Origin of the sequence: Dyella sp. (assembly GCF_035685885.1) — a bacterium.
GTDB lineage: Bacteria > Pseudomonadota > Gammaproteobacteria > Xanthomonadales > Rhodanobacteraceae > Dyella.
Map to the genome: position 1 here is coordinate 19,693 of NZ_DASRZX010000013.1, position 18,144 is coordinate 37,836.

An 18,144-nucleotide genomic window follows, 5' to 3' on the forward strand; every position below is an offset into this window, starting at 1 on the left:
GTTGTCGCCGCGCATCAAGCCGTGCATGCGCAGGCGCGCCGTGCGTGAGGCCACGCACGGCGGCCGGGCGGTGAGGTTCAGTCTTCTTCCACGTGCGGTTTCCACGCCTCCGACAGCTGTCGCTGCACCGGCGGCGGCACGGGTTCGTAGTGGCTCAGGTCCAGGCTGTAGCGGCCGCGGCCGCCGGTCATCGCCTTCAGTTCGGTGGGATAGTCGGTGAGCTCGGCAAGCGGTGCCTGCGCCTTGATCACCAGTTCACCACCGCGCAGCGAATCGGTGCCCATGATGCGTGCGCGCTTGCCAGCCAGGCCGCCCGTGACATCGCCCACGCTGGCTTCGGGAATCGCCACTTCCACATCCACGATCGGCTCCAGCACGATCGGTCGCGCCTTGCTCACGGCATCGAGGAATGCCTTTCTGCCGGCGCTGACGAAGGCGACTTCCTTCGAGTCGACCGGATGGTATTTGCCGTCGTAGACCACCACGCGCAAGTCCTGGATCGGATAACCGGCGACGGCGCCCATCTCCATCGCCTGGCGCACGCCTTTCTCGATCGCGGGCAGGAACTGGTTGGGAATCACGCCACCCTTCACTTCGTCGACGAACTCGAAGCCGGCGCCACGCTCCAGCGGTTCGACACGCAGGAACACTTCGCCGAATTGTCCCGCGCCGCCGGTCTGCTTCTTGTGGCGATGATGGCCGTCGGCACGGCTGCCGATGGTTTCCCGATAGGCGATGCGCGGCGGGTGCGTCTTCACTTCCACGCCGTAGCGCTCCTTCATGCGCTCCAGCATGATCTTCAGGTGCAGGTCCGAGAGGCCGCGCACCACGGTCTCGTTGAGTTCCTTGTGATGCTCCACGCGGAAGCAAGGATCTTCCTCGGCCAGCCTCGACAGTGCCTGCGAAAGCTTCTGCTCCTGGCCCTTGTGACTGGGTTCCAGCGCCAGGCCGAACATCGGTGGAGGGAAGCGCATGGGCGTGAGGTGGATGCGGTTTTCGTCGTGCGAATCGTGCAGTACGGCGTCGAAATGGATTTCCTCCACCTTGGCGACGGCCGCGATATCGCCGGCAATGGCCTGCTCGATCTCGTCATGGCTCTTGCCGCGCAGGCGGAACAGATGACCCACCTTGAACGGCTTCTTGCTGTCGTCGATGTACAGCTGCGTGTCGCGCCGGATCGTGCCCTGCCATACGCGGAAGATGCCGAGCTTGCCGACAAACGGATCGTTGACGATCTTGAACACGTCCGCGATCACATGCTGCGTCGGATCGGCGTTGACCGTGATGTGCTCGTCTTCGTCGTTGAGGAACGGCGGCGCATTGCCCTCTTTGGGATTGGGCAGCAGGCGGTCGGCGAGGTCGAGGAATTCCTTCACGCCCACGCCGGTGCGCGCGCTGACGAAGCAGATGGGTATCAGGTGGCCTTCACGCAGGCATTGCTCGAACGCATCGTGCAACTCCTGCGGGCTCAGTTCTTCTTCGCCCGAGTCGAGGTAGTGGCCCATCACGCTTTCGTTTATTTCCACCACCTGGTCGAGGATGCGCTGGTGCGCCTCGGCCAGCGAGGAGAAATCCGTGGGGCCATCACTGTGGAAAAAGCAGTCGAGCACCAGCTTGCCGCTTTGCGAGGGCAGGTTTACCGGCAGGCACTGTGGGCCGAATTCGTCGCGCAGTGCATCGACCAGCGCGCCCAGTCGCGCGCCTTCGAAGTCCATCTTGTTGATCACCAGCACGCGCGCGAGGTTGCGCTCGGCGGCGCGTTCCATCATGCGCCGCGTGCCGTATTCGATGCCGTTGGTGGCGTTGACTACGATGGCCACGGTTTCCACCGCGGCGAAGGCGCAAAGCGTCGGTCCGCGAAAATCGGGATAGCCCGCCGTGTCGATCAGATTGATGTGGCTGTTGCCGAACGGAACGCTGGCGATGGCCGTGTCGATGGAATGGCCGCGCGCCTTTTCCTGGCTGTCGGTATCCGATTGCGTGGAGCCGCGCTCCACCGAACCCTGGGTCTGTATGGCGCCGCCCGCGTGCAGCAAGGCTTCGAGCAAGGTGGTCTTGCCGGCGCCGGCATGTCCGGCGAGTGCGATATTGCGGATGTTTTCCGTGTTGTACGACACGATGCGACCCTCCCTAGGCAGGGCGCGGGCTCGAGCGGACGTTGACCTGCGGCGCCGCACGAAGCCGCGCTTGCGGCTGACGATGGCGGGCCGTCATGGTCGTCCAGGCGTGCGAGACGCGGGGGCGGTCATGGCGGGGTACGGTCCGCATAGCCTTGAACCATTGCCACACGGGGTCAAGTTGCACTGCGGGGTAAGGGGAACCCCGGGCGCTCCCGGCTTGTCACCTGAACTCCCCCTCGCGCGAAAGGCAGGATGTCCGCCGCGCGGCCGTACCCCGCAGAGAAGGGATGCCTCATCGAACGTACCGAGCAGGTCCAACACCATCGCTGGACGCCACCGAATGCCCAGGAGCGCGGACTGGCGCCCCTCGATGGTTCAACCCGAGCGCTGCTGCACCAGATGCGCTGGCGCAAGGTGCCGCCGAACCGGTGGCGCCGCTGGGCGGTGCTGGGTCTGGCGTTGGCGCTGCACGCGTTGTTTGCCTTGCTGACCTGGCATGAGATGCAGTGGCGGCAACTCGATGAAGGCCACCCTGGACGGCGCGACGCACTGCAGGTGCGGCTGATCCCGCGACCCCTCGCGCCCGCGCCGGCGGCGCCAGCCGAGGTGGCTCCGCCTCCGCCGCCTCCGTCCGCCAGGTCCGTGATCCGCGAGCCACCGGCAAGGAATGCCATGACCGTGACGCTGCCGGAATCCGCGCCGGCGGCAGCGGCGAGTGCGCCGTCCGCGCCGCTGCTCTATGACAGCACGGGCCAGCCGCTGCTGCCTTCGTCGGCCAGCAGCGCGCCATCGGCGCCCGCGGCCGATTACGTGCAGCACGCGCCGCACGGCGACAGCAAAGTGATGCGGCACGACAGCCCCGTCACCTACACGGCCACGCGCTTTGAAGACGACTGGACGCCGGTGCGCGGCAACAGTTCGGTGGACGATGCGCTCAAGCGCGCGGTGGACAAGAGCACCGTGTCGCACACCTTCCATGTCGCGCCGGGCGTGCGCGTGACCTGCACCGTGGTAGCGGCCGCTTTGGCCGGAGCGTGTGGGCTCGGCGATCCCTCCAAGCCACCCCAGCCGTCAGGGCGCAGCGGCGACGAACGCCTCAACATGGCGCCTGCCAGCAGCCTTGCGCCTGGCACGCCCGCCCCAAAGCCGCCGAGCATCGACGACTGCATCGCGACCTATCGCGCCAACAAGCCGCTGCCGCAGGGCTGCCCGGTGGACACGCCCACGCGCGCCGTCGATGCCGAACTGCAAGGCCGCGTGCCGCCGCCGGCGAGCCAGGGTGGACAGTGAAACAATGAAAGCCGAACGCCGGCAGGGCTATCCGGAACCGCCTGAGCGCCCGCTACACTGCGCGCATGGATAGGGAATCCGCGCACCGACTGACCGTGACGTTGCCATCGCCGAAGTCGGCGGCGGAGAGTGCGTTCGTCTATCGCCGCCGCCGCGCGGAGCATCCCCGCGAACGCTGGTTCCGCATCCTCGCGCTTGCGGGCGCCTTGCTCGTCCATCTGATGTTCCTGTTCGGCGCGATCCTCGGCTCGGCGTACGAAGTGGAGGAGGCCGAAGAGGCCTCGCAGCCACTGGTGGTGCGTCTGATCGAAAAGAAACAGGAAGAACCGCCGCCCCCGCCGCCGGTGCGTGGCACGCCGCCCAAGCAGGTCGGTCCGGTGCATCGCGGCAATGCCAGCAAGGCGCCGCGCACGGCGAAACAGAGCAGCTCGTCCACGCGCACCGACACGGATCTGGCGCCCATTCCGGTGCCCGCCTTGCAGACGCCGGTGATCGCCCAGGCGCCCAAGGCCAGCGCGCCCAAGCCCGAGATCACGGCGGCACCGATCCCTCCTGTGACCTTGCCCAAGCCGGCGCCGACGGAAGAACTGCAGCCGGTGCCCACGGCGCCCGAACCGCCGCAGGTGGCGCTGGAAACGCCGCCTGCCGCCAAGCCGGTGCCCCCCAAATTCCAGCCGGAGCCGGTGCGCAAGCCGCAGGTGGAAGGCAGTCAGCCCGTGCCTCCGCCCGCGTCGCTGGCCATTCCCGAGCTGCCTTCGCAATCGGCGCCGGTGGTGACGCCGCCGACCATCGCGATGGCAAAGGCGGCACCTGCCAACACGCGTCCGAGCATCGCGGAGGTCTCGCGTCCTGAAGAGCCGGCCGCACCGCCGGAACCGGAGATGCAGGCGGTGCCGTTGCCGGCACAGGCGGCGCCTACGGTGAACCTGCAGCCGCAGCCCAGCACGGTGACCCCGGTGGTGCCGCGTGAACAACCGCGCGTGGAGACGCCGGCCATCCGCGTGGCCGAGGCCGAACTGGAAGCCGTGCCGTTGCCGCCCAATCCGCAACCGAGCCTGGAACGTCCGCAGGCGCCGCGCCTGGAAGCGGCGGCGCCCAAGGCGATCGCGCTGGACAACCAGCCCTCGATCGCGCGCCCGCAGATTTCCGCCGAGACGCCCTCCGAAGCGCCCAGCCAGGCGAGTGCAGCGGCCTCCGCATCGACCTCGTCGTCGCAGGCGTCGAGCGCCCAAGCCAGCACATCCAGCAGCGAAGCAGGGCAGGCGCCTGGCGAACAAGGTGTCAGCAGTGCACCCAATGCCACGCCGCAGGGCAGCAACAGCGGCACGCCGGGACAACCCAACGGCGTTGCCAAATCGCCATCCTCCGCGGCTGGCAGCGGGCTCGATCTCGCCTTGCCCGCCGGTCAGGGCAGCGGCCAAGGCGCACAACCCGGGCAGGGATCGTCCGAAGGCGCCAGCGGCACGTACGTGCAGCTGAAGCCGCACGGGAACACCGAGATCATGTCGCACGGCACGCCCAACATCGGCTACCAGGCGACGCGTTTCGAGAAGGACTGGACGCCCGAGAACGAAAGCTCGATCGACACGGCACTGCGTCGCGCGGTGGAAAAGACCACCGTGCGCCATACCTTCCATCTTCCGCGTGGCGTGCGCGTCGAATGCGTGGTGATGCCGTTGTTCCCGGTGGCACTGTTCGGTTGCGGCAATGGCGATCCGCCGCCCAAGCCGGTGGATGACGTGGTCTACGAACGGATGAAGATGGCGCCCAGCAATCCGCTGGTGCCACCGCCGCCAGCAAGTGCCGCGGCGCCGGCCATGGCGACGGTGAAGCTCGACAACGGTGCACAGTGCGCCGCCGCCCGCGTCGCCGGTGGCCCGCTGCCGCCGGGCTGCCAGCCGGAGACGATCACCGTGCCGACAGGTCCGGCGCGTTCCGGCAGCTCGTGGGTGCCGGCCAGCGATCAGTTCCACTGATGCGCGGCCTCATGCGTCGCCCTAGGTAAATTTACCCGGCAGGCCTGAGAAGTTTTGCGCTACCGGCAGGCAGGTGCCGGGTTCATGCTCGTGTGCATTCCGACCAGCTCTGCCGGAGAGGTGCCTCATGCATGCGATGCGTTGGCTTGGCCTGATGCTTGCGCTCGCCCTGCTGGCGGGCATCCCTGTCCTCGCGCAACAGGACGCCACTGCCGTGGCGCCCAAGGACAACTCCGATTTTCGCGCATGGCCGCACACATACGATGTCGATGGCCTGCACCTCGTACTGCACCACCCGCAGATCGACAGCTGGGTGAACGGTCAGCTCAAGGCGCGTCTGGCCGTGGCAGTGAAGACCGGCGCGCAGGTCGGCAGCGACGGCAAGCAACATGACGTGATGACCTACGGCGTAGCCTGGGTCACGGCACGCACCGAAACGGACAAAGTCTTGAGGCAGGTGGAGCTGTCGAAGGTGAGCGTCGACAAGGTGTCGTTTCCCACCGCGCCTTCGCAGGAGCCGCGCTACCTGGAGGTACTGCGCGGCATCGCCGCGCGCAGCCACCAGGTGGCGAGCCTCGACACGCTCGAAGCCTCGCTGGCGATCAGCAAGCAGGAAAACGACGTGAAGAACCTGCCGGTGAAAAACGATCCACCGCAGGTCATCTTCTCCTTCAAGCCGGCGCTGCTCGTGTTGATCGACGGCGCGCCCGCGAGCAAGCCGTCGGGCGTGGCCGGCGTCAACCGCATCGTCAACACGCGCTCGCTGGTGTTGCAGCAGGGCCAGCAATACTTCGTCACCTTCGCCGGCAAATGGGTATCGTCGGCCACGCTGGACGGCCCGTGGATGCCGATGAAAACGCCGCCCGCCGCCGTGGCCAAGGCCGCCCGGGCCGCGGTGCAGGCCAAGCAGGTGGACACGCTGGACAATCCGTCCGATGCCTTGAAGAAGGTGCTCGATGCCGGCCAGTTGCCTGATCTGGTGGTGCGCACGCAGCCGTCCGAATTGATCATGGTCGATGGCGAACCGCAGTTCGATGCGATTGCCGGCACGCAGCTCGCCTACGTGGCGAACACGGCTTCGGATGTGTTCGTGGACCAGGCGCATGGACTCACCTGGTACGTGCTGGTTTCCGGTCGCTGGTTCACCGCCGAATCGACCAACGGCCCGTGGCGTTACGTGGCGGGCGAATCGTTGCCGGCGGATTTCGCCAACATTCCTTCGGACAGTCCCAAGAGCGCGGTGCTCGCCTCCATCCCGGGCACGCCCGAGGCACGCGAGTCACTAATCGCCAACAGCGTCCCGCAGACCGCCACCGTGGACGGCCATACCGCGACGCTGCACCTGAGCTATGACGGTGCGCCGCAGTTTCGTCCCATCGATGGCACGGCGCTCTCCTATGCGTGGAACACGGACGTGCCAGTGATCCGCGTGGATGCCAGCGCCTACTACGCGGTGCAGAACGGCGTGTGGTTCACCGCGGGCAGCCCCAGTGGTCCGTGGGCGGTGGCGATGGAAGTGCCGTCGGTGATCTATTCGATTCCGCCCAGTTCGCCGTTGCATTACGTCACCTACGTCTACGTGTATGGCCACGAGGGCAACCAGGTCTACGTGGGTTATTCACCCGGCTATTACGGCACCGTGGTGAGCGATGGCGTGGTGGTCTACGGCACCGGCTATACGTGCAATCCCTGGGTGGGCAACGACATCTGGTACGGCTGCCCGGCCACTTATGGCTTCGGCGTTTCGTTCGGCTGGACGCCGTGGGCTGGCTGGGGCTTCGGCTATGCCTGGGGCTGGGCCTGGGCGTCGGCGTGGTATGGACCGTGGTGGGGGCCGTGGGGCTACTACCCGGGCTACTACCCCGGTTACTGGGGCGGTGCGATCGCGGCGGCCAACGTGTACGGGCGCTGGGGCAACGCGGTGGTGTCAGGGCGCGTCGCCGGCTGGGCCAATCCGTGGACGGGCAACATCGGTCGCGCCGGACGTGGCGGCTACTACAACGAAGCCACCGGTGGCCGCGGCGTCGGTTATGCGGGACGCAACACCAACATCTACACCGGTACGACGACCGCCACCGCGGGCGGCATCCGCTACAACCCGCAGACCGGTCGCGTCGTCGCGGGGCAGGGCGCTGCCGCGGTGAATCCGTATACCGGCAATGCCGTGGCGGGCGGACAGCGCACCGTTGCAAACACCAACACCGGACGCGTCACCCAGCAGGCGGGTGTCGCGGGTCGCACGGACCAGGGTGCTGGCGCGGCGGGCGCGTTCAATTCGCAAGGCGCGGGTGGCGACGCGCGTGGCGCCGGCTACGTGCACTACGACAAGGCCAGTGGTGACGTGAGCCGCGGTGGCGTGGTGGACATCAATGACCAGGTCTACGCAGGCAAGGACGGCAACGTCTATCGTTACGACAAGGACCAGGGTTGGCAGAAGGTCGACAACAAGGGTGGCTTCAATCGCGTGAATGGACCTGACAGCGTCGACACGGATCGCGACCGCATGGCGCGCGATCGCGGTGCTGACAGTGCCTCGTTCCAGCAACGCGAGGATCGCCCGCAGCCACAGCGCCAACAGTTCGATCGCAGCAACTACAACAACCGCTATCACGGCCAGATGGGCGGGTTCCGCCCATCCATGGGCGGTGGTCGCTTCGGAGGTGGCCGCATGGGTGGCGGGTTCCGGCGCTAGGCCGGCAACCCGCCGGGTCGGCGTTGCATCAACGCACGATGCCGTCTGCCTTCATCTTCGGGATCAGCGTCTGCGCGAGCTGGGTGGACGTCTTGGGAATGTCGTTGGTGGCGACGTTCTCCGTCGTCACCGTCCAGATGAGCTTTTCGTTGCGTGCATCCCACACGCTGGTTTCCAGCGTCACCACCTCGTACTGATTGATGTCGGGCGTCGATGCCCAGGCGCCACCGTACCAACCGTAGAAGCCGCCGTAGGCCGGGCCGCTGGGCGTGACGCTCACCTTCTGCTGCACGCGCTGCACGCGCGTCACCAGTACGGCCTGTGCACCCGTGCCCTTCACCAGATCACGCAACCGCACAGCGCCGTCATTGCCGGGCGGGATCTGGGTATAGCTGGCGGACGCCTGCACGCCGGCCGCCTGCAGCTGCTGTGCGAAGGTGTCTTCGAACACGCGCCGCATGGTGTCGCTGCGCGAGATGCCGACCACTACCACATTGGTTGCCGGTGGGCCGGCCCATGACGGATCCCGCCACTGGTTGGTGACGCTGACGGTCGAACACGCCGCAAGCACCAGGCTGGCGGCCACAACGAACAGACGCAGGAGTTTCATGGCATGGCTCCATGGCGAAAGCCCACGCGGAACGGTGGGCGGCGGCAGAATTGTGCGGAGCCATTTGTGCAGGCCACGCGATTGCCAACCGCTCCCTGGCTTGCGTGGGTGCCCCGTGGCGCGCGCTTGGCTTACAGCTGTGGGCGCAGCAGCGAGCCGAATGTCAGGTAGATCGAATTGCGGCCACCCTCCGCGTAGCCATAGCCGAGGAACAGCGGACCCAGTGGCGTCTGAATGCCCAGGAACATGCTGCCCGCGTAGATCAGCGAGTCGAAGCGCACGTCGTTCTTGTCATGCCAGGTATTGCCCGCTTCCAGGCTCGCGCCGACATAGATGGGCGTGGAGAAGATCGCATCCATGGTGCCGGTGCGCCGGTACAGCACGGCACGTGCAAGCGCCGATTGGTTGCCGTAGAGCGAGCGCTCGGAAAATCCGGAGAGGTTGAGGAACCCGCCGAGGAAGCTCTGCGCCTCGAAGAACTTGGTGTTGTCCAGCGCACTGCTGGCGCGCACGCCCAGCAGCAGGCGATAGCGTCCGTTCTGTGGCCACAGGTCGGGAACCCAGTCCGCGACCAGTCGCGCGACGTCACCCTCCTGGTGGCCGCCAAGGAACGGGCGATACATGTCGTAGTAAAGGTTGACGTGTGCGCCGCGCGTCGGAAATTGCGCGTTGTCCAGGCTATCCCAGTCCATGCCCACGCGTACCATGCTGTACTCGTTGGTCTGGCTTGGCGGAAAGACGACGGCGTTGCTGCCGTCACCCGAGGGGACCGAGGTGGAGGGCACGCCGATGCGCAGGTCGCCGTTGTCGCTGCCGCGGCTGACCGACGCGAGCAGTCGCCAGGTGCTGGTGGGCGACCATCCGCCTTCCAGTCCAACGGCACGCCGTTTCACGCGGTATTCGGCGAGCTGGTGATCGCCGCTGTCGTCGAAGTAGGGAATGTCCTCGTTGCGGAACAAGAGCGATGGCATCACGTAGGCCGACGCACCTTGCCCGAACGGCTGGTAGAACTCGCTGGCCAGGCCGCCGATGCGTCCCGCCCAAAGCGTATTGCGCCACTCGCCGCCGTAACGATTGACGTTGGTGGCGGTGAGTTCGCCGGAGAGCAGGTATTCGCTACGCCCCTGGAAGTCGTCGTCGAGCTGGAAGCCGACCTTGCCGTAGATCGGGCCCCACGGCTTGTCGCGCGGCACGATCAGCAAACCACGCTGGCTATCCTGCTGCTGCAGGTGGTAGTCGATCTGCTGGTAGTTGCCGCGCCCGTAGATTTCGCCGATCTGGTCTTCCAGCTTGTTGGGGTCGAACGGCTTGTTGACGTCCTTCTGCAGGCGCTCGGCCACGTAGTCGGCCGTCTGCGTGTGTTTCGGATCCACCTTCAGGAACGCGACCAGGCCCGGGTCGAACTGGCGCTGCCGGTGGTTGGCGATGAAGCGGCTCCACTGCTCCGGCCCCACCGCGAGCGCGCGCAGCCTGGGCAGGGCGGCTTCGGCGGCGGCGCGACCGATGGCGATGGCTTCGGTGCCGCGGTTGAATTCGGAGGCGCTCATGTCGCCCAGCGCCGGCGTGATGAGGATGTCGTTGGGTCCCAGCGTATCGAGCTGGCGCTGGGTCTTTTCTTCCATCAGCGCGCTCACCATCTGGTTGAGCACGGCGACGGGATTGCTGAGTTGCTCGCGCTTGGCCAGCGGCGAGCCGACGTTGACGACGATGAGCTGCTGCGCGCCCATCGTGCGAACGACGTCGATCGGCACGTTGTCCATCAGGCCGCCGTCGACCAGCAGGAGGTCATTGACATTGGTCGGCGCAAACGCACCGGGCACCGACATGCTGGACCGGATCGCCAGCGCGAGATCACCCGAATCGAACACCACCGGCTTGCCCGCCACGATGTCGGTGGCCACGGCGCGGAAAGGGATCGAAAGTTTGTCGAAATCGTGCACGTCCCAAGTCGAGATCAGCAGGCGGCGCAGCAACAGCAGCAGCTTCTGGCCCTGCACGACGCCGGCGGGCGTGATGATGTGCCCGTTCTTGTAGCCAACCTCGAAGTTCAGCAGGTAGCGGTAGTCCGCATCCTTGCGGCGCATGGGCATTTCTTCGCGCGCGGGGTCGTCGGAGAACAGTTCGTTCCAGTCCAGCGAAGTGATGATGCGATGCATCTCGTCCGGCGTGTAGCCGGCCGCATACATGCCGCCGACGATCGAACCCATGCTGGTGCCGGCGACACGGCACACCGGGATGTGTTCGCGTTCGAGCACTTCGAGCACGCCGATGTGCGCCGCGCCGCGCGCGCCTCCGCCGCCCAATACCAATCCGATGCAAGGTGTCGTCGCGGTGGCGACGGATGTCTGTGCCGCCACCGGCAGGGAGAGGCACAACAGCAACGCGATCAGTGCGAGGCAACGCATTGATTGTCCTTGGCGCGTGATGGCAGCGAGCCCGACATCGCTGCATGCGCCGCATCCTAAGGCATAACGATGCATCGTGTACGTGCACGCGGGCACGCGACATGCATCACGCGCGGCGTGCACGTTTTCCTCACAAAGCTGTCTGTGGATCGCGGCGCTTCGTGCCGCGATCACTTCACAGCATGCGCAGCATTTCCTTCAGCAGCGGCAGGCGACGCACGCGCACTGCGCTTACACGGAACACCGCGTTGGCCAATGCGGGAGCCGCCGTCGGCATGCCGAGGAAGCTGGCGCCAGCCGGATCGCCCTGGCCCGGCACGATGATGACGTCAGTGGTGTCGGGCAGCTGCGCCATGCTGGCGAGCGGATAATCCTTCCAGCTGTGCTGCTGCACCTGGCTGTCCTTGTAGGTGACCGACAGGTTCAATGCGGTGGACAGCGCATCGAGCGTGGCGCCCGCGACCTGGCCTTCGAGGCCTGCCGGGTTGATCACGCGACCAACGTCGACGGCGCAGACCACGCGCTCGATGTTGAGGCGCTCGCCCTGCAGCGATGTTTCGATGGCATGTGCCACGTAGGCACCATCCACGTACCAGCACGCGATGCCCAGGCCATTCACGGTGCGCAGCCAGTTCTTCCACTCGATGCGGTCGGCGACCAGCTTGAGCACGTTGGCGAGGCGACCGGTGTCGAGCACGCGATCGTTGCCCAGCGGAATCTGGCGCGGCTCGCCGATGAGGCGCAGGCGCGTCACCAGCGGATCTTCCTTCAGCGATTGCGCGATTTCGTCCACGAAGCTTTCGACGGCGAACGCATTGCTCAGGTGCGGCATGCCGCGCGCAGGACCGCGCGGCATCACCGACGGCAGCTGGTACCAGTCGCTGCGCAGGTTGGGCACCAGGCCGGCGGGCAGTTGATGCCCGTCCACTTCGGACGTCCACAAGCGGTTGTCCGGCACGCCGCGCTGCGCGAGTGCCGACGCGCTGGCCATGCGCTGGTTCCACGTCACGATCTGGCGCTTGCCATCGAGCGTCGCACTGAACTTGTGCACGCAGGCCGAGCGGTAGTAGTCCTGCGCCATGTCCTCGTCGCGGGTCCACATCAGCTTGACGGGCTTGTCGACCTGCTTGGCCAGCATGACTGCTTCGGCCACGTAGTCGTGGTCGAGCCGGCGGCCATAACCGCCACCGACGCGCGGCACCTTGATGTCGATCTGCGCGGGCGCAAGACCGGTCAGCCGACGCACGACCTGCCATGCCTGTTGCGGTGCCTGCGTGGGCACCACCAGCGTCGCGCCGTCCTTGTCCACGCGTGCAAGACAGTTCATCGGCTCGGGCGTGGCGTGCGCAAGCCAGGGCTGGACGTAGGTGGCCTCAATGCGGCGCGCGACTTTTCTGCCGGCGACATCGACATCGCCATCGTTGCGCACGCGCGTGGTCGGCGCGGCGTTCTTGTCGTTGACCAGGTCGGAAGCCTGCTGCTCGAACCAGGCGCTGTTTTCGTTCTGCGTGCCCGACTTCCATTGCAGCTTGAGCTTGGCGCGGCCCTGCAAGGCCGCCCAGGTGTTCTCGGCGAGTACGGCCACGGCGGGCGCGCGCACGGTCTGTCCCAGCGGCACGCCAGCCTCAGGCTTGAGCTGCACTACCTTGACCACGCCCTTCACGGCCATGGTGTCGGTGGTATCCAGCGATTCGACGCCGCCGTCAACCCAGGGGCAGTGACTGAGCACAGCGATCAGCGCGTCGCCAGCGTAGTTGTCGAGTGCGTACGCGGCCTGGCCGGTGACGATGGCGCGTGCGTCGACATCTGCCGCGGGCTGTCCGATCAGCGTGTAGCGATCGGGTGTCTTCAGCGGAACGGGCGATGCGGGCGGGGCGATCTTGGCGGCGGCTTCGGCCAGTGCGCCATATCCCAGGCGGCGTCCGTCCGGTGCGATGACATTGCCTTCGTCGCAACGCAGGCGATCGGCGGGCACGCCCAGTCGGCGTGCCGCGGCCTGCAACAGCAGCCAGCGCGCGAGCGCACCGGCACCGCGCAGATCGGCCCATGCGGCGGGGATGGAGTCGCCCATGCCACCGGTCTGATGGCCATAGATCCAGCGCGGCTTGCCATTGTCGTCTTCCACGCCCAGGCCCAGCGGCACCACGCTTACGCGGGTCCAGTCGGCGTCCAGCTCGTCGGCGATGATGCGGGGCAGGGCGGTGGCGGTGCCCGTGCCGGTATCCGGATCACGCGCACCGATGATGATGTTGCCGTCGGCGTCGATGCGCACGTAGGCGCCGATGCCGTACAGCGTGTCGCCCAGCATGGCGGGCGGCACCGGCAGATCCGCGGCGTCGGCGAGGCGGATGCCCACCACCAGCGCGCCGGCGGTACCGGCGAGCACCTGCAGGAAGCGGCGGCGCGAGAGCGGCGCGATGTGATCGTCCTGCCGGCTCATGCACGCGCTCCGTTGGCAACGCGCTTGATGGCACGGCGCACGCGCGTCTGGCAACCGCAGCGGCACAGGTTGGGCAACTGGTCGATCTCGTTGTCGCTGGGTTGCGAATGGCGGTTGAGCAGGTCGAGCGAGGCCATCAGCCAGCCGGGCGTGCAATAGCCGCAGCCGATGGCGTTCTCGTCGATGAAGGCCTGCTGCAGCGGATGCAGCTTGCCGTCCGGAGCAGCGAGGCCTTCCACCGTGGTGACCGACTTGCCGGCAAGCTGCAGCATCGGCAGGCCGCCCGCGGCGGCGAGCTTGCCGTCGACCAGCACGAGATCGTAGCCGCCTTCGCCGTGTTCGCCGCTGTACTTGGTGCCGGTAAGGTGCAGCACATCGCGCAGGTACCACAGCAAGGGCATCTGATCGTCGCCCGTGTGGCGGTAGGACCGGCCATTGATCTCCAGATCGACCCCTTCGCGCACCTTTTCCGGCACGATCGTGCCGGTCAGCCGCGGCGTCAGGATCTGGTCTTGCACTTGCGCCATCGGTGAAGCTCTCCCTTACCTTGTCCGCTCATTGTGGCATCGCAGCGCGATGCTTAGGAGGGGACCCGGCTGAACAGGCGGCGCCACACCATGTAAACCGGCGCTCCGGCAGCCATGATCAGCAGGCCGATGCCGGTGTTCAGCGGGCTGGAGCGCAGGCTCTGCACCATCACCAGGCCGATGGTGGCGATGAAAATGAGCGGCAGCAGCGGATAACCCGGCACGCGGAAGCTCGCCTGGGCGCCCTCGTGGCGGCGATACCAGAACAGCGTGCCCACGCCGAAGGCACAGGCGAGCCAGTCACCGAAGGTCGCGTAGTCGAGCAACTGACCATAGCTGCCCGACCACACCAGCACGATGGCCCAGCCCGAAAGCAGCAGCAGCGCGACATTGGGCGTGCGGTGGACAGGGTGCAGACGCGCCACGCTGCGGAAAAACAGGCCGTCCTCGCCCATCACCTGCAATACGCGCGCGCCCGCCACCAAGGTGATGTTGCAGAAACCCAGCGCCGAGATCGCCACGCCCACCGCGATCAGCTTGGCGCCCGCGACACCGAACACGCGCTGCATCACGTCGGCAGCCGGGGCGCGGCTGGCGGCGAGTCCCGCATGGCCCAGCACGGACAGATAGGCCAGGTTGACCAGCGCATACGCCGCGATGACCAGCAACATGCCGATCAGCAGGGCGCGCGGCAGCGTGCGTTGCGGCTCGCTGACCTCACCCGCGAGGTTGTTGAGATAGGTGAACCCGGAATAGGCGAACAGCACGGGCAGCGCCGCGCCCATGAAGCCCACGTCGGCCGTTGCCGGGTCGGTCGCCAGGATGCCATGGCCGCTGACGCCGGCCAGCAGCAGGCCGCACACCACCAGCACCGTTACCGCCAGCAGCTTGAGCAGGGTGAACAGGTTCTGCACCTGCGCGCCCAGGCGCAGGCCGAACAGGTTGATCAGCGCCACGAATACCAGTGCGCCAATGGCCAGGCTCGTGGTGGCGCTGGCGGGTAGGCCGAACAGTGACGTCGCGTAGCTGGCGAAGATCGTCGCCACCGCTGCCGTCGATCCCGAATAGATCACCAGCAGCATGCTCCAGCCGAACAGGAAGCCGGCCAGCGGGCCGAACGCTTCGCGCAGGTAGACATAGCTGCCGCCCGCGTGCGGGCGCCGGGCCCCCAGTTCCGCATAGCAGAGCGCGCCGATCAGGGTGAGCAGGCCCGCGCCGATCCACATCAGCAGCAGCGACAACCCGGACGACGTGCGCATCGCCACCACATAAGGGTTGAGAAAAATGCCGCCGCCGATGATGCCGCCGACCACGATCATGGCCGCGTCCCACGGGCGAAGGCGGCGCACGTAGCCGCCGGACGTCGAAGTGTCGCTCATGAAATACCCGCTGCGGGAAAGTGCCGCGAGCATCGCAACTGGGGGCGCTGTCAGCAAGCCCTCGCCAAAGGGTATGCCCGGAAAAGGGAAGGGCCGGCGTAGGCCGGCCCTTCGTCGAACATCGCGTGCCCGCGATCAGAACACGGTCATGAACAATGCCAGGTTGGTGACATTGAGCGTGCCGATGCCGGCGCCGGGTTCATATCCCGAAACGCCCTTGTAGAACCAGTTGTCGCCCGCCTTGATGTCGTTGAAGGGCGAGAACGCGCCGTAGTGGAACAGGTTCTGGAATGCATACAGCTGCGGGTTCCACAAACCCTGGCGGCCATGCGTCGCCTGCGTGAGCAACGCCGAGATGCCATTGAGCTGCGGCGCGACGAAGCTGGTGCCGCCTTCGAAGTCCAGCAGGCCGCCGTCTTCCGTCGAGTAGAACAGGTAGCCGGTTTCCGGATCGGCGTTCAACGAGAGATCAGGCACGTTGCGGCCCTTGAAATTGGCCGGCAGCGTGTAGTTGATGTCATAGAACGGGAACAGCCACGTCTGGTTCTTTTCGCTCTTGCGGATGCCCGAGGTGAACGCCTGGTAGACCGGCAACGGCCAGAACACGCTCACGCCGCCGCCGCCGCCCACCGAGAACACCTCATCGGTGATGTCCACGCCCAGGTTCTTCTTGAAATAGGCGGAGATATAGTCCCAGCCCCATACGCTTTCCTGCGTGAGCGATGCCTTGGGCCCGCCGCTGAAGCTATAAGTGAAGGGCACCGTCGTGCCGCCGGCCGTCGTGATGAACGGATCGGAGCCTGGGGCGTCGGCAGTCAGCGGCGGCGGGACCGGATCGGAGAGCGAGCCGCCAAAGCCGCGCACCGTGTCGTATGCGCCGGAGTCGCCGGAGGTAGCGAACATCGAGATGCCTTGTATCGCCGCTTCCATGAACACCTGGTGGAAGGCGCGCAGTTCGTCGGTGTAGTCGACGCCGCCTTCCGTCTGCGGGAAGTACAGGATTTCCGGCTCGCCCCAGCTCACCGACAGGCTGTCGACCTTGTTGTCGGAAACTGCCTGGTTGAAGACATCGAAAAAGCCGGCGTCGGTATTGGGCGCGTCATACACGACGATGTCCGCCCACGGCGCCAGACCGCCCGACTGTTCCACGTCCAGCGAGGTCTCGCCCGAACCGGCCGGGCCGCTCAGTTCGCCGCCGCCATCCACATGCACCTGGGTGATGCGGTTGGGTTTGACGGCCAGGCCGATGGCGCTCCAGTACGCATACGCATCCGAGGGCAGGAAATCGGCCAGCGTGGCAATGCCGATGGTCGAACCCTTGCCTGTGACGCCAGCCTTGTAGAGCGGATTGATGTTGTAGCGATTGGCCACGTCACCGACGGTGAAATCGCCCGGCGAGCAGGTCGCCGTGGGATTGCCCGTGCAGGCCGGTGCAGCCGGCGCTGCCTTGGCGGCCTTGGCCATCGGGCTCATGGTCGAACTGGCGGCAGGCGTCGTTGGCGAATAAGCCGACACGCGATGCGACCGATACTTCGCCTCGGTGCTGAGGCCCGAAGCGACGATCAGCGTGCTGGAAAGCGACGAGGGCAATTTCGGCGTCGCGTTGGGACGATGGAACGTCGTGCCGTCGGCATTGCGAAAATCATGGATAGACGTCTGGAAGGCCTGGTTGAACTGGCCGATGGTGCCGCTCACCTTGATGGCCAGGTGATTGGGCAACAGCTCGACCTGCGTGAGCCCTTGCTGCTTGACGAAGGCCTGTACCTTGGCGATGTCATCGGCGGAAGCGCCGAAGCGATCTGCAAATTGCGCCGTGGTGAGGAAGCGATGATACGAAGGACTACCCTGGGTCACCGAGCTGAAGATGAGACTTTCCAGCGCGGCCTGGTTGCGCAGTCCCAGTACCAGCGTGACGTTTACCCTCTGATTCGTGTTACTGGGGCCGAGGTCGGCCGGTGACGAGCTGCCCGCGGCCATCGCTACGGACGTAGCGCCACCGAAGAGCAGAAGGCCGAGAGAGACTGCGAGCGACTTGCGATGCAACGTCGAGAGCATGTTGTTTCTCCAGGGTAGTTACGGCCCGGGCCGAGCTGCCGACGCATTGCGCACCGACAAGCTTTCGGCAGGCCGAGAGCCAGACAGTCGTGAGACACATTCCCCAAAACCCAGCAGCCCCCTGGAGAAACATCGCGCTGGTCTGGCGGAAGCTAGCGCTCTGTCGACCATCATGGAAGTGACTGACTTGACGCAAAAAAATGCGAAATCGACGCACTGCCTCAATCCTTGGCGCAAAGAATTGCGGCTATGTCTTTTGGCCGAGGGCAGCCAGGAATAGCCCAGGAAAGCGCCAATGGCCCGCTTCCCGAGGGGAAGAGACGGTTTTGCGGCACAATAGGAGGGTTGTGCGTCGTCAACATTCCGGTTTTCGACGCCGTTTCCCCCGGAGTCGAAGCAGCCGCCATGACCACCATCAAGCAAGACGATCTGATCCAGTCCGTCGCCGACGCCCTGCAGTACATCAGCTACTACCACCCCGTCGACTACATCACCAATCTCGCCGCCGCCTATGAGCGCGAGGAGTCGCCGGCCGCGAAGGACGCGATGGCGCAGATCCTGATCAACTCGCGCATGGCCGCCGAAGGCCACCGTCCGCTGTGCCAGGACACCGGCATCGTGACGGTGTTCGTCAAGGTCGGCATGAACGT

11 protein-coding genes are annotated in these 18,144 nt (G+C 66.2%); 4 read left to right on the forward strand and 7 right to left on the reverse strand.

Translation table 11 applies throughout. The features are described 5' to 3' along the window. Positions 1 to 77: 77 nt before the first annotated feature. Positions 78 to 2,117 carry an elongation factor G gene (gene fusA / locus VFG49_RS02265; RefSeq protein ID WP_324857879.1) on the reverse strand — a complete coding sequence of 680 codons (2,040 nt, stop codon included), beginning with the start codon at positions 2,115 to 2,117 and terminating at the stop codon, positions 78 to 80. Positions 2,118 to 2,372: 255 nt separating this feature from the next. Here fusA and VFG49_RS02270 point away from each other — a divergent pair, with 255 nt between their 5' ends. The 3 genes from VFG49_RS02270 (at position 2,373) to VFG49_RS02280 (ending at position 8,078) form a co-directional block, all read left to right on the forward strand. Beyond that, positions 2,373 to 3,410 (forward strand): hypothetical protein, encoded by a 1,038-nt coding sequence (locus VFG49_RS02270; RefSeq protein WP_324857880.1) that lies wholly within the window; start codon positions 2,373 to 2,375, stop codon positions 3,408 to 3,410. A gap of 95 nt (positions 3,411 to 3,505) precedes the next feature. Then, positions 3,506 to 5,386: a hypothetical protein gene (locus VFG49_RS02275; RefSeq protein ID WP_324857881.1), complete on the forward strand. Its 1,881-nt coding sequence runs from the start codon at positions 3,506 to 3,508 to the stop codon at positions 5,384 to 5,386. Between the two features lie 127 nt (positions 5,387 to 5,513). Continuing rightward, positions 5,514 to 8,078, forward strand: a complete 2,565-nt coding sequence (locus VFG49_RS02280; RefSeq protein WP_324857882.1) for a hypothetical protein — start codon at positions 5,514 to 5,516, stop codon at positions 8,076 to 8,078. Positions 8,079 to 8,106: 28 nt separating this feature from the next. On the opposite strand, the gene VFG49_RS02285 is transcribed toward VFG49_RS02280, so the two are convergent. The 6 genes from VFG49_RS02285 to VFG49_RS02310 form a co-directional block, all read right to left on the reverse strand. Beyond that, complete coding sequence (locus tag VFG49_RS02285; protein ID WP_324857883.1) at positions 8,107 to 8,688, reverse strand: hypothetical protein; 582 nt, start codon at positions 8,686 to 8,688, stop codon at positions 8,107 to 8,109. Between the two features lie 131 nt (positions 8,689 to 8,819). Further along, positions 8,820 to 11,093, reverse strand: coding sequence for a patatin-like phospholipase family protein (locus tag VFG49_RS02290; protein WP_324857884.1), 2,274 nt, complete (start codon positions 11,091 to 11,093; stop codon positions 8,820 to 8,822). A 175-nt stretch (positions 11,094 to 11,268) separates the two neighbouring features. Then, entirely contained in the window at positions 11,269 to 13,533 is a 2,265-nt protein-coding gene (locus VFG49_RS02295) for a xanthine dehydrogenase family protein molybdopterin-binding subunit (RefSeq protein ID WP_324857885.1), read from the reverse strand. Next, positions 13,530 to 14,060 carry a (2Fe-2S)-binding protein gene (locus VFG49_RS02300; RefSeq protein ID WP_324857886.1) on the reverse strand — a complete coding sequence of 177 codons (531 nt, stop codon included), beginning with the start codon at positions 14,058 to 14,060 and terminating at the stop codon, positions 13,530 to 13,532. The genes VFG49_RS02295 and VFG49_RS02300 overlap by 4 nt, the downstream gene beginning before the upstream one ends. 53 nt (positions 14,061 to 14,113) lie before the next feature. Next, complete coding sequence (locus VFG49_RS02305; RefSeq protein WP_324857887.1) at positions 14,114 to 15,439, reverse strand: APC family permease; 1,326 nt, start codon at positions 15,437 to 15,439, stop codon at positions 14,114 to 14,116. A 135-nt stretch (positions 15,440 to 15,574) separates the two neighbouring features. Continuing rightward, a complete protein-coding gene (locus VFG49_RS02310) occupies positions 15,575 to 17,494 on the reverse strand; it encodes a S53 family peptidase (RefSeq protein WP_324857888.1) in 1,920 nt (639 codons plus the stop codon). 405 nt (positions 17,495 to 17,899) lie between these two features. Between VFG49_RS02310 and VFG49_RS02315 the strand changes: the two genes are divergently transcribed. Beyond that, on the forward strand, positions 17,900 to 18,144 hold a 245-nt coding region (locus VFG49_RS02315), incomplete at its 3' end, for a fumarate hydratase (RefSeq protein ID WP_324857889.1).

Coding starts and splice junctions, on each gene's coding strand:
- VFG49_RS02270 (WP_324857880.1), top strand. CDS start 2,373: ATGTCCGCCGCGCGGCCGTACCCCGCAGAGAAGGGATGCCTCATCGAA.
- VFG49_RS02280 (WP_324857882.1), top strand. CDS start 5,514: ATGCATGCGATGCGTTGGCTTGGCCTGATGCTTGCGCTCGCCCTGCTG.
- VFG49_RS02285 (WP_324857883.1), bottom strand. CDS start 8,688: ATGAAACTCCTGCGTCTGTTCGTTGTGGCCGCCAGCCTGGTGCTTGCG.
- VFG49_RS02290 (WP_324857884.1), bottom strand. CDS start 11,093: ATGCGTTGCCTCGCACTGATCGCGTTGCTGTTGTGCCTCTCCCTGCCG.
- VFG49_RS02295 (WP_324857885.1), bottom strand. CDS start 13,533: ATGAGCCGGCAGGACGATCACATCGCGCCGCTCTCGCGCCGCCGCTTC.
- VFG49_RS02300 (WP_324857886.1), bottom strand. CDS start 14,060: ATGGCGCAAGTGCAAGACCAGATCCTGACGCCGCGGCTGACCGGCACG.
- VFG49_RS02305 (WP_324857887.1), bottom strand. CDS start 15,439: ATGAGCGACACTTCGACGTCCGGCGGCTACGTGCGCCGCCTTCGCCCG.
- VFG49_RS02310 (WP_324857888.1), bottom strand. CDS start 17,494: ATGCTCTCGACGTTGCATCGCAAGTCGCTCGCAGTCTCTCTCGGCCTT.